The 14,344-nt window shown below is 49.5% G+C and carries 11 protein-coding genes and 2 pseudogenes; all 13 read left to right on the top strand.

The genetic code is table 11. The features are described from left to right. Positions 1-293 precede the first annotated feature (293 nt). The 13 genes and pseudogenes from DXA20_RS10470 (at position 294) to DXA20_RS10410 (ending at position 14,337) form a co-directional block, all read left to right on the top strand. On the top strand, positions 294-1,247 hold the full coding sequence (locus DXA20_RS10470) for a ComEC/Rec2 family competence protein (protein ID WP_118560622.1): 954 nt from the start codon (positions 294-296) through the stop codon (positions 1,245-1,247). Further along, the gene (locus tag DXA20_RS18695) at positions 1,133-1,495 is read left to right on the top strand and encodes an Ada metal-binding domain-containing protein (protein ID WP_118560635.1); all 363 of its coding nucleotides are present in this window, start codon (positions 1,133-1,135) and stop codon (positions 1,493-1,495) included. Before DXA20_RS10470 ends, DXA20_RS18695 begins: the two co-directional genes overlap by 115 nt. Positions 1,496-1,605: 110 nt before the next feature. Next, complete coding sequence (gene miaB / locus DXA20_RS10460) at positions 1,606-3,063, top strand: tRNA (N6-isopentenyl adenosine(37)-C2)-methylthiotransferase MiaB (RefSeq protein ID WP_118560620.1); 1,458 nt, start codon at positions 1,606-1,608, stop codon at positions 3,061-3,063. Between the two features lie 68 nt (positions 3,064-3,131). Beyond that, positions 3,132-4,172, top strand: coding sequence for a deoxyguanosinetriphosphate triphosphohydrolase (locus DXA20_RS10455; protein WP_118560618.1), 1,041 nt, complete (start codon positions 3,132-3,134; stop codon positions 4,170-4,172). A gap of 92 nt (positions 4,173-4,264) precedes the next feature. Further along, a pseudogene (dnaG, locus tag DXA20_RS10450) lies at positions 4,265-6,042 on the top strand (DNA primase). Between the two features lie 39 nt (positions 6,043-6,081). Beyond that, on the top strand, positions 6,082-7,467 hold the full coding sequence (gene rpoD / locus DXA20_RS10445; RefSeq protein WP_022306273.1) for an RNA polymerase sigma factor RpoD: 1,386 nt from the start codon (positions 6,082-6,084) through the stop codon (positions 7,465-7,467). Beyond that, positions 7,464-8,177 (top strand): tRNA (adenine(22)-N(1))-methyltransferase, encoded by a 714-nt coding sequence (locus tag DXA20_RS10440; RefSeq protein WP_022306272.1) that lies wholly within the window; start codon positions 7,464-7,466, stop codon positions 8,175-8,177. Before rpoD ends, DXA20_RS10440 begins: the two co-directional genes overlap by 4 nt. A 3-nt stretch (positions 8,178-8,180) precedes the next feature. Further along, positions 8,181-9,833: a nucleoside kinase gene (locus DXA20_RS10435; RefSeq protein ID WP_022306271.1), complete on the top strand. Its 1,653-nt coding sequence runs from the start codon at positions 8,181-8,183 to the stop codon at positions 9,831-9,833. Between the two features lie 25 nt (positions 9,834-9,858). Next, complete coding sequence (gene folD, locus DXA20_RS10430) at positions 9,859-10,695, top strand: bifunctional methylenetetrahydrofolate dehydrogenase/methenyltetrahydrofolate cyclohydrolase FolD (RefSeq protein ID WP_022306270.1); 837 nt, start codon at positions 9,859-9,861, stop codon at positions 10,693-10,695. Positions 10,696-10,731: 36 nt separating this feature from the next. Further along, positions 10,732-12,086 (top strand): annotated as a pseudogene (gene rimO / locus DXA20_RS10425) (30S ribosomal protein S12 methylthiotransferase RimO). Continuing rightward, positions 12,070-12,618, top strand: a complete 549-nt coding sequence (gene pgsA, locus DXA20_RS10420; protein ID WP_022306268.1) for a CDP-diacylglycerol--glycerol-3-phosphate 3-phosphatidyltransferase — start codon at positions 12,070-12,072, stop codon at positions 12,616-12,618. Before rimO ends, pgsA begins: the two are co-directional and overlap by 17 nt. After that, positions 12,618-13,097, top strand: a complete 480-nt coding sequence (locus DXA20_RS10415) for a CinA family protein (RefSeq protein ID WP_118560616.1) — start codon at positions 12,618-12,620, stop codon at positions 13,095-13,097. Before pgsA ends, DXA20_RS10415 begins: the two co-directional genes overlap by 1 nt. A 4-nt stretch (positions 13,098-13,101) precedes the next feature. Continuing rightward, entirely contained in the window at positions 13,102-14,337 is a 1,236-nt protein-coding gene (locus DXA20_RS10410; protein WP_118560631.1) for an NAD(P)/FAD-dependent oxidoreductase, read from the top strand. The last annotated feature ends 7 nt before the right edge of the window (positions 14,338-14,344 follow it).

The following is a 14,344-nucleotide window of genomic DNA, read 5'->3' as shown; positions in this document are numbered from 1 at the left end:
TTGACCTGTAGGTAACCAATCCACGTATATCAGAGTGGCCAATGCCGGGAACTGATACTCCGAAGCTCTTTCTGGGTGCCTTCAGAAAACAGAATAATTAATTTTTTTTTGATTTTTTTCGAATTTACTCTTGACAAAAGTCATTACATATCAGTTTGAGTCATTAAGCCTTCTCAAAATTAATGAAATAAACAGTGTAAAGAACCACTCTTTTCATGGTTTGGAATCTGTGATACACTAAAAATGTATGATAGATCTGAATAAAGGAGAGTGGTTTTTTGCGTACAAAAGGAATGAAAAAATTTATAATCGGCCTTCTTATGGCAGCGATGCTGATCGGAGGCGTAAATGGTTTTAACAGCGATAATAACGGCGGGGCTTTGCCGGTTGAAAAGCAACAGACGGTACAGGAGGATACCGGCAGCATTCAGAAGGCTTTCGCAGCAGGAAAGTCCACGATGAAGGTGCATTATATTGACGTGGGACAGGGAAGCGCCGTGCTTGTGCAGTCGGGCTCGCATTTTATGCTGGTCGACGGTGGAGACAGGGATGCCTCTTCCAAGGTGGTCAGCTATCTGAAACGCCAGAAGGTCAAGAAGTTAGATTATGTGGTGGTGAGTCATTATGATGCCGACCATCTCAATGGAGTCGTGGGTGCACTCAATGTATTTCCGGTAAAACGAGTGATCGCACCGGATTATACGACGGATTCCAGAGTATATCAGTCCTACTGCAACATTATTGCACAGAAGAAGATTGCAACGACACGCCCGAAGGTGGGGGCAAAGTATTCTCTTGGCAAGGCGAAGTTTACGATCCTTGCGCCGAACCGCAGCAGCTATACGAATGAGAATGATTATTCGGTTGCCTTAAAGCTGGTCAACGGAAGAAACCGCTTTGTGATTACGGGCGATGCGGAGACGGAGAGCGAGTATGAGATGCTTGCCGGTAAACAGAGCCTGTCCTGTGATGTCTATATGGCAGGACACCATGGCAGTGCCAACGCATCGTCAGAGAAGTTCTTACAGGCGATGAAACCGAAGTATACCGTGATAAGCTGTGGCGCGGACAATAAATACGGTCATCCGGCGCAGGGTGCCATGAGTCGTTTTAAAGCGATCGGCACAAAGATATTCCGTACCGATCAGCAGGGGACGATCATGCGACAAGCAACGGAAGCAGTATCAAATGGAACAAAAGTCCGAGCAGACTCTGGTCCTACAGAGAGTACGGAAGCAGCAGTCTGATCGCAGCCGACGGCTCGAAAAGCCAGATCTCAGGCAGTAAGAATACCTCGGGAGGAACCACAGCGCAGGGAAGTGCGCCGGCGCTTGCCAAGGGACAGAAATATATTGGAAACATCAATTCCAAAAAGTTCCATCTGCCGAGCTGCAGCGGTCTTCCTTATGAGAAGAACCGTGTGTATTTTAAGAGCATCGCGGCGGCACATAAGGCGGGATACTCTCCATGCGGACTTTGTCATCCGGAGGGCTGAAGTGTGTACTTTTGACTATTTGCGGGGCGTATGCTATCATAAATTATATATACCCTTCGGGCTGATAAGGAATTGAGAAAAGGAGTACAGAACCTGTGGACAGAATAGAAATGACAAAAATCGTTGAGTCGATGGACATGACCATGGCACCGCCGGAGAAAGAGCCGGAGCGCCAGTATTATTTCATCCGTAAGCTGCAGCTTTGGATGGAGGATAAGAAGCGTGAGCTTGGCAGACCGTTGACTGCGTGTGTGACAACCTTCGGCTGCCAGATGAATGCGAGAGATTCCGAGAAGATTCTTGGCATTCTGCAGATGATCGGCTACGAGGAGACAGATCAGGAGGAAGCAGATCTTGTGCTTTACAATACCTGTACCGTGCGTGAGAATGCAAATCTCAAGGTGTACGGTCACTTGGGACAGCTCAAGCGTTACAAGAAAAAGAACCCGGAGATGCTGACGATGCTCTGCGGCTGCATGATGCAGGAGCAGACGGTCGTGGATAAGATCAAAACAAGCTACCGCAACGTAGATATCATCTTTGGAACCCATAATATTTTCAAGTTCGCGGAGCTTTTGGCGATGCGTGTGTTTGATACTTCTGCCAAAAAGCGTATGATCGTCGATGTCTGGAAGGACACGGATGCGATCGTGGAGGAGCTTCCGATCGAGAGAAAGTATTCCTTTAAGAGTGGTGTAAATATTATGTTTGGCTGCAATAACTTCTGCAGCTATTGTATTGTTCCGTATGTACGCGGAAGGGAGCGGAGCCGTGAGCCGGAGGAGATCATCCGTGAGATCAGGGAGCTTGTGGCGGATGGCGTGGTAGAGATCATGCTGCTTGGTCAGAATGTGAATTCCTACGGGAAGAATCTGGAGCATCCGGTGACATTTGCGCAGCTTCTAAAGCAGGTGGATGAGATCGAGGGACTTCAGAGGATCCGTTTTATGACTTCCCATCCGAAGGATCTGTCGGATGAGCTGATCGATGTGATGGCACATTCTCAAAAGGTCTGCAGACAGCTTCATCTGCCGCTGCAGTCCGGAAGCAGCAGACTGTTAAAGATCATGAACCGTCATTATACGAAGGAGAGCTATCTGGAGTTGGCGGCTAAGATCAAAAAGGCAATGCCGGATATTGCGCTGACAACCGATATTATTGTAGGATTTCCGGGGGAGACCGAGCAGGATTTTGAAGATACTATGGATGTTGTAGAGAAAGTGCAGTATGACAGCGCCTTTACCTTTATATACAGTAAACGTACCGGTACACCGGCGGCAGCGATGGAGGATCAGGTGCCGGAGGAGGTTGTAAAGGAACGCTTTGACCGGCTCCTTAAGAGAGTGCAGGAGATCTCAGCCGAGAAGACGCAGGCGGGAGCAGGTGTGGTGGAGGATGTTCTTGTAGAGGATGTCAATAAGCAGGAGACCGGATATGTGACAGGAAGAACGGCGAGAAATTATCTGGTACATTTTCCGGGAGATGCATCCCTGATCGGAACAATCGTTCCGGTCCGTCTCTGCGAGAGTAAGGGATTTTATTATTATGGAAAGCAGTGTGAACAGTAGTAAACCGTCATGAGGGACGGTGGGCGCATCTGCATCGTTCCGGCGGTCTGTGAAAGAAAGGTGTTTGTATGGAGCAGGAAAGAAATCTTCGACAGAGACAGGAACAAAGGGAGCATGAGATATTAAGTGCGCATGCCGGTTTTGCAGATGAGACCCGCGGAAGAGACCGGCTGGAAGAGCAGTGTGATATCCGCACGGATTATCAGAGAGACAGGGATCGCATCCTTCACAGTAAGGCATTCCGGCGCTTAAAGCAGAAAACGCAGGTTTTCCTGGCACCGGAGGGCGACCACTACCGGACGCGTATGACGCATACGCTGGAGGTTGCGCAGAATGCAAGAACCATCGCCAGAGCGCTGCAGCTCAATGAGGATCTTACGGAGGCGATCGCACTCGGACATGATCTGGGTCATACGCCGTTTGGTCACGCGGGGGAGAGAGCATTGAACCGGATCACGAAGGATATGGGAGGCTTCCGGCACAATGAGCAGAGCGTGCGTGTGGTGGAACGTCTCGAGAAGGACGGTATGGGACTGAATCTGACCTGGGAAGTGCGGGACGGTATCCTGAATCATCAGACCAGCCTGACGCCGGCAACACTGGAGGGTAAGATCGTGCGTCTCTCGGATAAGATCGCCTATATCAATTCCGATATTGACGATTCGATCCGCGCCGGGATCATTAAGGAAGAGGAGATTCCATACTGGCTGACGGATGTGCTGGGTCACAGCACGAATCACCGTCTCAACACACTGGTTCACGATATTGTCCGCAACAGCGAAGGAAAGGATGATATCTGTATGTCGCCGGAGGTGGAGAAAGCAATGTTTTCCCTGCGCAGTTATATGTATGAGAATGTCTATACCAACCCCGCTGCCAAAAGCGAAGAGAAAAAGGTAGAAACGCTGATCGAGCAGCTTTATGATTATTACATACATCATACGGAGGAGCTTCCAAGTGAGTTTTCGGCACTGATCCTTCTCGGAGAGACGCCGGAGCGCGCGGTCTGCGATTTTATTGCCTGTATGAGTGACCGTTATATGGTTAATCTGTACAAGGATCTGATGATCCCGAAGGCATGGAGTCTGGTCGGAACAGAACATCGTTAAAATAAAAAAAAGGAAAAATAAAATCTTTGTCGAATAACTAATATAGTGGTTTGCGCTGTATTAGTTATTTTGATTTAGAAAGAGGTGAGACAATGCCGTGGTATTCCGAGGAACAGATCGAAGAGGTACGGTCGCGCAGTGATATTGTCAGCGTGATCGGCAGGTACGTCCGGCTGAAGCGGGCAGGCAGCGGATATACGGGATTGTGTCCGTTTCATAATGAGAAGACGCCGTCCTTCCATGTGAATCCGGCAAGGCAGATGTACAAGTGCTTTGGCTGCGGCGTGGGGGGCAATGTACTGACCTTTGTGATGGAATATGAGAATCTCACCTTCCCGGAGGCAATGGAAATGCTGGCACAGGAGGCCGGCATTGAACTGCCGAAGCAGGAGATGACAGCGCAGCAAAAGCAGCAGGAAAGTCTCAGACAGACGCTGCTTGAGATCAATAAGAAGGCGGCACGGTATTATTTTGCATTACTCAAGTCGCCGAGAGGAAAGCCCGGCTATGATTATCTGACAGGGAGAGGCTTGAGCGATGAGACGATCCTTCACTTTGGACTCGGATATGCCGGGCAGGGCGGAGGAGAGCTGTACCAGTACATGAAAAAGGAAGGCTACAGCGACAGCGTGCTCAAGGAGACCGGGTTATTTAAGATGGACGAGCGTGGTGCGTATGACAAGTTCTGGAACAGAGTCATGTTCCCGATCATGGATGCGAACAACCGTGTCATCGGATTTGGCGGTCGTGTGATGGGAGATGCCAAGCCGAAGTACCTTAACTCTCCGGAGACAAAGATCTTCGATAAGAGCCGCAATCTGTTTGGTCTTAATTACGCCAAGCGCGGAAAGCGCAGCAATATGATCCTCTGCGAGGGTTATATGGATGTGATCGCGCTGCATCAGGCGGGCTTTACCAATGCCGTGGCATCTCTTGGAACGGCATTTACCGAGCAGCAGGCGAATCTGATCCGGCGCTACACCGATGAGGTGCTTTTAACCTACGACAGTGACGGTGCCGGGATCAAGGCGGCGATGCGTGCAATCCCGATGCTGCGCCGGGCGGGGATCACCGGAAAGGTGATCCACATGGAACCCTATAAGGATCCGGATGAGTTTATTAAGAATCTTGGAGCGGAGGAATTTGAAAAGCGCATGGAGGAAGCACAGAACAGCTTTTTCTTCGAGATCGAGGTCATCAAGAAGAATTATTCCATGAGCGATCCCGAGCAGAAGACGAAATTCGTCCATGAGACAGCCAGGAAGCTTCTTGTTTTCGAGGATAAGATCCAGAGAGACAACTATCTGGAAGCTGTGGCGGCAAGGTACAACATTAAGACAGAGGATCTAAGACAGCTTGTGGTGCGTTACGGCAATCAGATGCCTCGGGCTATCAGGAGGTTATGGAGGAGCGGCAGCAGGAACGGATCCGTAAAGGAAAGAAAAAGGAAACAAGAGAAGGGATCAGCTATTCCTATCGTTTGCTGTTGTCCTGGCTGATCGAGGAGCCAAAGCTTTTTGTGCAGATCCGCGAGTGGGTCAAACCGGAGGATTTTGAGGAGGGGCTTTACCGGACTGTGGCAAAGGAGCTTTACGATCAGCTGGATCGGGGAGATCTGGAGCCGGCAAGGATCATCGGTCATTTCGAAGAGGTTGAGGATCAGAACAAGGTAGCGTCCATGTTCCAGACAAGCTTTGGCAGTAAGATCGAGAACGATGAAAAGAAAAAGGCGATCACGGACCTGATCTTAAAGATCAAGGAACACAGCATAGAACGGCAGGCGGGTCAGATCACGGATCTGAACGAGCTGCAGAAACTGGTGCAACAAAAGAAAATGCTGCAAGGTGCAGTAAATCTGCATATTTCATAAATAATTGGAAAAATTATAGGTAAGAAAGGAAGGTATCGTATGGCAACAGAGAAAAAGCAGGCAACAAAAACGGCAGAGACCAAGGAGGAAACCATGAAGAAATCTACCGTCGAAAAAGCTGCTGAAGGTACTACTTCTGTGGATAGCGGGAAAAAGACGACCAAAAAGACAACAAAAACAACCACCAAAACAACCAAGAAGGCAGAGACTAAGACAAAGAAGGCGGCTGCAGACGGTGAAAAGAAAACTGTCAAAAAGACGTCAAAGTCCAAGACAAAGGGAGCTGGCGAGGACAAAAAGGACGAGAACCATGAGGTGAAATTCATCGAGAAGCTGAATGCACTTAAAGAGCTGGCACACACCAAAAAGAACGTATTGGAGTATCAGGAGATCAACAACTTCTTCGGTGATATGGAGTTGGACGAGGAGAAGATGGAAAAGATCATCGAGTATCTTGAAAATAACGGCATTGATGTGTTCCAGATCTCTGATGATAAGGACGATGTGGATGATGACATTATTCTTGGTATGGAAGCAGGCGGCGAAGGTGATGAGGAGGATATTGAAAATATCGATCTGTCCGTGCCGGACGGCGTCAGTATTGAGGATCCGGTTCGTATGTATCTGAAGGAGATCGGAAAGGTACCGCTTCTGTCAGCGGATGAAGAGGTAGAGCTTGCAAAGCGCATGGAGGAGGGAGATGCCGAAGCCAAGAAGAAGCTTGCGGAGGCAAACCTTCGTCTGGTAGTAAGTATCGCCAAACGTTATGTAGGACGTGGAATGCTGTTCCTTGACCTGATCCAGGAGGGTAACCTCGGACTGATCAAGGCAGTGGAGAAGTTTGATTATAAGAAGGGCTATAAGTTTAGTACCTATGCGACATGGTGGATTCGCCAGGCGATCACGCGCGCGATCGCAGATCAGGCGAGAACCATTCGTATTCCGGTTCATATGGTAGAGACGATCAACAAGTTTGTCCGCGTACAGAGACAGCTTTTACAGGAGCTTGGAAGAGAACCGTATCCGGAGGAGATCGCAGAACATATGAATATGCCGGTTGACCGTGTCCGGGAGATCCAGAAGATCTCTCTTGAACCGGTATCGTTAGAGACACCGATCGGTGAGGAGGAGGACAGTCATCTTGGAGACTTTATCCAGGATGAGAATGTGCCAGTACCCGCAGAGGCAGCCGCATTTACTCTTCTTCGTGAGCAGCTTGAGGAAGTGCTTGGCACATTGACAGAGCGTGAACAGAAGGTACTTAAGCTTCGTTTTGGTCTGGAGGATGGACGTTCCCGTACACTTGAGGAAGTAGGACGCGAGTTTGAGGTAACAAGAGAGCGTATCCGTCAGATCGAGGCAAAGGCACTTCGGAAGCTCAGACATCCGAGCCGCAGCCGCAAGCTGAAGGATTATCTCGATTGATCAAGCTGTCAAAACGGCTGCAGACAGTGGCACACCAGGTGGAATGTGGCGGTGTGGCTGCGGACATTGGCTGTGACCATGGATTTACGTCAATTTATCTGATCGAACAGGGGCTTGCAAAGCATGTGATCGCTATGGATATTAATGAAGGACCGTTAGAACGGGCAAAGGAGCATATCCGCGAATATGGCATGGAAGAGGACATAGAGACGAGACTGTCTGACGGAACCGCAAAGCTTACACCTGGTGAGGCAGATACACTGCTTATCAGCGGGATGGGCGGAGCCCTGATCTGCAAGATCCTTTCGGATTCACCGGAGGTGACTGCCCGGGCGAAGGAGCTGGTGCTGTCGCCACAGTCCGAGTGGGCGACGACGCGTCATTATCTTCTGGAGCATGGTTTTATGATCCAAAGAGAGGAGATGGTGTTTGATCAGGGAAAATATTATCTGATCCTGCGTGCAGTGCCCGGCAGACAGAAATTTTCCGATGAACGGGAATATATGTATGGACAATATCTGCCGGAGCATGGGGACGAGTGCCTTCTTTCTTATCTGCAAAAAGAAGAGCAGCGGATCCGGAAGATCTTAAAGGGTATGGAAGGAAAGCAGTTATCCGGGCAGGCAGCGGCACAGAGGGAAGAACTGAACCGGGAGCTGGAATGCGTTCAGCGCACCGGGACACTTTGCCGGAACAGAAAGGAAGGGTGACTTATGGTGAAGGTAATTGTAGACGGGGAAGTAAAAACCTGCGAAAAGGGAACTACATATTTACAGATCGCAAAGGATTTTCAGCAGAATTATGAGCATGATATTATCCTTGCGAAGCGGGGGGAGAAGCTGTTAGAACTGAACAAAAAGGTTCATAAGGACGAGGAGATCACGTTCCTGACAACAGCGAGTGACAGTGGCTATAAAACGTATGTGCGTGGTGTGACGCTGCTTATGCTGCGCAGCTTTTACCATATTGCAAGGAACCGGGGACTAGAAAATGTTTTTGTCAAGCATACGCTTGGTGATCATATTTACTGTGAGGCAGAGGGAATCGTGGTGACCGATGAGCTGCTTTCAGAAGTCGAGGCTTTTATGCATGAGCTCGTACAGAAGGATCTGGTATTCCAAAAGAAATCCGTCAGCACTGCAGATGCCGTAGATATTTTTGATCAGTACGGCATGCACGATAAGAAGAAGCTGTTTGAATACCGCCGTGTTTCCAAGGTCAACATTTATAATCTGGATGGCTTTGAGGATTATTACTATGGATATATGCCGGCTTCAACGGGTATCCTGAAGTATTTCGGATTAAAGTCCTATGACAAGGGCTTTCTGATATGTCTGCCGGGACGTAAGAACCCGGAGGAGGTTTCGCCGGTCAGAGAGAGTCCGAAGCTTTTTGCAACGCTGCAGGAGGCGAGCGAGTGGGGGCGCATGATGGAGGTTGACACCGTCGGTGCGTTAAATGATGTGATCTCCCATGGTGGGATCACGGATCTGATCCTGGTGCAGGAGGCGCTGCAGGAGAAGAAGATCGCTGAGATCGCAGAACAGATCGCTGTCGATGACAGCAAGAAGTTCGTCATGATCGCAGGACCGTCTTCCTCCGGAAAGACTTCATTTTCACACCGGTTGTCGATCCAGCTTCGTACGCATGGCTTAAAGCCGCATACGATCGCATTGGATAACTATTTTAAGGATCGCAAGGATACGCCGCTTGATGAGGATGGCAATTATAACTTTGAGTGCCTTGAGGCGATCGACACAAAGCAGTTTAATGAGGATATGACGGCTCTGCTCGAGGGAAAACGCGTAGAGCTTCCGGAGTTTAATTTCCTGCTTGGCAAGAGAGAATACAACGGAGACTACCGGCAGTTAGGTCCGGATGACATTCTGGTCATTGAGGGAATCCACGGACTTAACGAGAAGATGTCGTATTCCCTTCCGAAGGAGAGTAAGTTTAAGATCTACATCAGTGCGCTGACACAGTTAAATATTGATGAGCATAACAGGATCTCTACCACGGACGGCAGACTGATCCGCCGTATGGTGCGCGATGCACGGACAAGAGGAGCATCCGCAAAGCATACGATCAGCATGTGGCCTTCTGTACGGCGCGGAGAGGATCAGTATATTTTCCCGTTCCAGGAGGAGGCAGATGTGATGTTTAATTCTGCACTGATCTACGAGCTTGCAGTGTTAAAGCCGTATGCGGAATCCATTTTGTTTGGCATTCCGAAGGATGTGCCGGAATATGTGGAGGCAAAACGCCTTCTGAAGTTCCTGGATTATTTTATCGGTGTCAGCACAGAGGAGATTCCAAAGAACTCTCTGATGAGAGAATTTGTAGGCGGAAGTATATTCCGCGTATAGAACATATATAGAAAAGAGGATAAACATGGCAAAATTAATCGATGGCAAGAAGATCTCAGGAGAGATCAAGGATGAGTTAAAGGAAAAGGTAGCACAGTTAAAGGAGCAGGGTATTGAGGTGACTCTCGCCGTGATCCAGGTGGGCAATGACCCGGCATCTACCGTATATGTTGGCAATAAGAAGAAGGCGTGTGCTTATATCGGCATCCGTTCTCTGGCTTATGAGCTGCCGGGGGAGACAACGCAGGAGGAGCTTTTAGCACTGGTACGTGAGCTCAATGACAGAAAGGATGTCAACGGGATTCTGGTACAGCTCCCGCTGCCGGCACATATTGATGAAGATACCGTGATCCGTACGATCGCACCGGAGAAGGATGTGGACGGCTTCCATCCGCAGAGCGTTGGTCTGTTAAGCATTGGACAGAAGGGCTTCGTGTCCTGTACACCGGCGGGTATTATTCAGCTTCTCAAGCGCTCCGGCGTTGAGATCGATGGCAGGGAATGTGTTGTTGTCGGACGAAGCAATATCGTTGGAAAGCCGATGGCAATGCTCCTGATCCGTGAAAACGGAACCGTGACCGTATGCCACTCCCATACAAAGGATCTGAAGGAGGTCACAAGAAGAGCGGACATTCTTGTTGTTGCGATCGGAAAACGTCAGTTTATCACGGCGGATTATGTCAAGGAGGGCGCGACCGTCATCGATGTCGGAATGCACCGCAAGGAAGACGGAAAGCTCTGCGGCGATGTTGATTTTGATTCCGTGGAGCCTGTAGCAGGTGCGATCACACCGGTACCGGGCGGTGTTGGTCCGATGACGATTGCAATGCTGATGAACAACTGCGTTTCATCCGTAGAGTAATTGCAGGAATACATGAGAAATGGAGAATAATGTAACATGAATATATTTTTTGTGTCTCTTGGCTGCGATAAGAATCTGGTGGACAGTGAGATGATGATCACCTCCCTGCGCAAGGATGGATTCACGATCACAGACCGGGAAGAGGATGCAGAGATCATTGTGGTAAACACCTGTTGTTTCATTGGTGATGCCAAGGAGGAGAGCATCAATACTCTGCTTGAGATGGCATCGTACAAGGAGGATGGGAAATGCCGCCTTCTTGTGGCAGCGGGCTGTCTGGCACAGCGGTATCATGAGGAGATCCGGACCGAGATCCCGGAGGTGGATGTGATCATCGGCACGATGGGATACGAGGAGATGGGAACGACACTTCGCGATGCACTCAAGGAAAAGGGCGTTGTGGAGAGCATCCGGAGTATAGACTATCTGCCGACTCCGCTGACGGACAGAGACAATACCTCCGGCGGGAGCTATGCGTATCTGAAGATTGCAGAGGGCTGCGACAAATGCTGCACCTACTGTATTATCCCGAAGGTGCGCGGTCACTACCGGAGCGTTCCGATGGACAATCTCATCAAACAGGCGCAGCATCTGACGGAGAACGGTGTGAAGGAGCTGATCCTTGTTGCACAGGAGACGACGCTGTACGGAACAGATCTGTATGGCAGGAAAAGCCTTCCGGAGCTTTTGGAGAAGCTTTCCGAGGTGGAGGAGCTTCGCTGGATCCGCATTCTTTACTGTTATCCGGAGGAGATCACCGATGAATTGATCGATGCGATGAAGCGTCTGCCGAAGGTGTGTCATTATCTGGATATTCCGATCCAGCACGGGGCTGATACGATCCTTAAGAAAATGGGACGCCGGACAGACCGTGCACAGCTTACCCGGATGGTAGGTAGCTTCGCACGGAGATTCCGGATATTGCGCTTCGTACCACTCTGATCACCGGTTTTCCGGGAGAGACCGAGGAAGATTTCGAGGAGATGAAGGAGTTTGTCCGGCAGATGCGTTTTGAGCGTCTCGGTGTATTTACCTATTCGCAGGAGGAGGATACGCCGGCGGCTGAGATGGAGGATCAGATTCCGGAGGAGATAAAGGAAGAACGCAGAGATATTATTATGGCAATGCAGCAGGAGATCGCCTTTGAAAACAATGAATCGTGGATCGGCGAGGAGATGGATGTGATGATCGAGGGCTATCTTCCGGACGATGATATCTATGTGGGCAGAAGCTACATGGATGCACCGGATGTGGACGGCTTTGTGTTCCTGTCGACAAGCTGGCATTTAGAGACCGGCGATTATGTGAGAGCACGCATTGTGCAGGCGCAGGGATATGATCTGATAGGAGAAGTAATAGAGGAGGAAGACGAAGATGAACTTACCAAATAAGATAACGATGTTTCGTGTGATTTTAATTCCGTTTTTTGTATTTTTCATGCTGTCGGAGGGGATTCCGTACAATAATTATATTGCGGCAGCCATCTTTATCGTGGCGAGTCTGACAGATATGTTAGACGGCAAGATTGCCCGTAAGTACAATCTGGTTTCCAACTTCGGCAAATTTATGGATCCGCTGGCAGATAAGCTTTTGGTCTGCTCCGCGCTGATCTGTTTCGTGGCAATTCCATCCGGTCCGATGCCGGCATGGGTTGTTATTGTGATCATGTCGAGAGAATTTATCATCAGCGGTTTCCGCCTTGTAGCATCTGACGCAGGTGTTGTGATTGCGGCAAGCTACTGGGGAAAGATCAAGACGGTTGTGCAGATGTTAATGTCGATCCTTTTGATCTTCAATTTTGAGGGTAGTGTGATCAATATTGTGGAGAATGTATTTATCTATGCGGCAGTGATCCTTACAGTCATCTCTCTGATCGACTACATGGTCAAGAACTGGAACGTTATGCAGGATGGTAATATGTAATGGAAACAACAAGACAACTGATCGAACAATTAAGACAGCATCAATTTCATATCAGTACCGCAGAATCCTGCACGGGCGGTATGATCGCCTCCATGCTTGTGGGTGTATCCGGTGCCTCTGAGGTCTTTGAGGAAGGTTATGTTACCTACTCTAATGAGGTCAAGATCAAAAATCTCGGGGTGTCTGCAGAGACGATCCGCAAATATACGGTTGTCAGCGGACCGGTTGCCGAAGAGATGGCAAAGGGAGCAGCTGACCGCTCCGGTGCTGCGCTTGCACTGTCTACGACAGGTTATGCGGGACCGGATGACGGAGAGGATGGAACGCCGGCAGGAACGGTATATATCGGCGTGTACTGCTGTGGAGCGGTCAAAAGCGTGCACTGTCATTTTAAGGGAGACAGAAACGAAGTACGCCGGCAGGCAGCACAGAAAGCACTGCGGCTTGCACTGGAGGCTCTTGAAGAGCGGAATGGATGAGAATATGAGTGAGATAATGATTATCGGTGGCGGTGCAGCCGGAATGATGTGTGCCATCGCCGCGGCAGACGCCGGGCATCAAGTGACGTTACTTGAGAAGAATGAAAAGCTTGGCAAAAAGGTGTTTATCACCGGAAAGGGACGCTGTAATATCACCAACGACAGCGATGTGGAGAACCTGCTGCAGCATACGATGCGCAATCCACGTTTTCTGTACAGTGCCTTTTATACTTTTGACAGCAGCCGGATGATGGAGTTTCTTACCGAAGAGGGCTTAAAGATCAAAACAGAACGTGGAAACAGAGTATTTCCACAGTCGGATCATTCCTCCGATGTGATAAGAACGCTGGAGCGGGCAATGAAAAAGCGCGGTGTCACGATCTGTTTAAATACAACCGTGACAGATATTCTGGTGACGGACGGACAGTGTCGTGGCGTGGAGGTAAAGGATGCCTCCGGAAGGAAGAAGGAGCTTGTGGCAGATGCCGTGGTGACGGCAACGGGCGGTGTGTCCTATGCGTCGACGGGTTCGACCGGAGACGGACTTCGTTTTGCAGGAAAGCTTGGTCATAAGGTGACGGACGTAATGCCGTCGCTTGTTCCGTTTGAGATCAGAGAGGATTTCTGCCGGCAGATGCAGGGGCTCTCCCTGAAAAATGTTTCCCTGAAGCTGACAAAGGGAAGGAAGATTTTATATGAAGAGCTGGGAGAAATGATATTTACGCATTTCGGCATCAGTGGTCCTCTTGTACTGACCGCAAGCTGTTATTATACCAAACCGGAGGATGACCTTACGGTGCATCTGGATCTGAAGCCGGCACTCAGTGAAAAGCAGTTGGACGAACGGATCTTACGGGACTTTGGTGCCAACAAGAACAGCTATTTTAAGAACAGCTTAAATAAGCTGCTTCCTTCCAAGATGATCCCGGTCATCGTAGAGCTTTCCGGAATTGCACCGGATAAGCCGGTCAACGAAGTGACCAAGGAGGAGCGAAGAAAGCTGGTGGCACTTCTTAAGAATGTGGAAATGCATATTTCCGGGCTGCGCGGCTTCTCGGAGGCGATTGTTACAAGAGGCGGCGTTTCCGTGAAGGATGTAGATCCGGGAACCATGGAATCCAAAAAGGTCAGAGGGCTTTATTTTGCAGGAGAGGTGTTAGACCTCGATGCGGTGACCGGAGGATATAATCTGCAGATTGCCTGGTCAACCGGATACCTTGCAGGCATTTCAATACAGTAATAAACGG

Source organism: Roseburia sp. AM59-24XD, from assembly GCF_003478445.1.
Lineage (GTDB): Bacteria > Bacillota > Clostridia > Lachnospirales > Lachnospiraceae > Jutongia.
Note: the sequence above shows the minus strand (reverse complement) of the source record. Positions and strands in the feature narration are given on the sequence as shown.

What these genes read in the sequence shown, in the direction of transcription:
- DXA20_RS10470 (WP_118560622.1), top strand. Translation starts at nt 294, where the DNA reads ATGAAAAAATTTATAATCGGCCTTCTTATGGCAGCGATGCTGATCGGA.
- miaB (WP_118560620.1), top strand. Translation starts at nt 1,606, where the DNA reads ATGACAAAAATCGTTGAGTCGATGGACATGACCATGGCACCGCCGGAG.
- DXA20_RS10455 (WP_118560618.1), top strand. Translation starts at nt 3,132, where the DNA reads ATGGAGCAGGAAAGAAATCTTCGACAGAGACAGGAACAAAGGGAGCAT.
- rpoD (WP_022306273.1), top strand. Translation starts at nt 6,082, where the DNA reads ATGGCAACAGAGAAAAAGCAGGCAACAAAAACGGCAGAGACCAAGGAG.
- DXA20_RS10435 (WP_022306271.1), top strand. Translation starts at nt 8,181, where the DNA reads ATGGTGAAGGTAATTGTAGACGGGGAAGTAAAAACCTGCGAAAAGGGA.
- folD (WP_022306270.1), top strand. Translation starts at nt 9,859, where the DNA reads ATGGCAAAATTAATCGATGGCAAGAAGATCTCAGGAGAGATCAAGGAT.
- pgsA (WP_022306268.1), top strand. Translation starts at nt 12,070, where the DNA reads ATGAACTTACCAAATAAGATAACGATGTTTCGTGTGATTTTAATTCCG.
- DXA20_RS10415 (WP_118560616.1), top strand. Translation starts at nt 12,618, where the DNA reads ATGGAAACAACAAGACAACTGATCGAACAATTAAGACAGCATCAATTT.
- DXA20_RS10410 (WP_118560631.1), top strand. Translation starts at nt 13,102, where the DNA reads ATGAGTGAGATAATGATTATCGGTGGCGGTGCAGCCGGAATGATGTGT.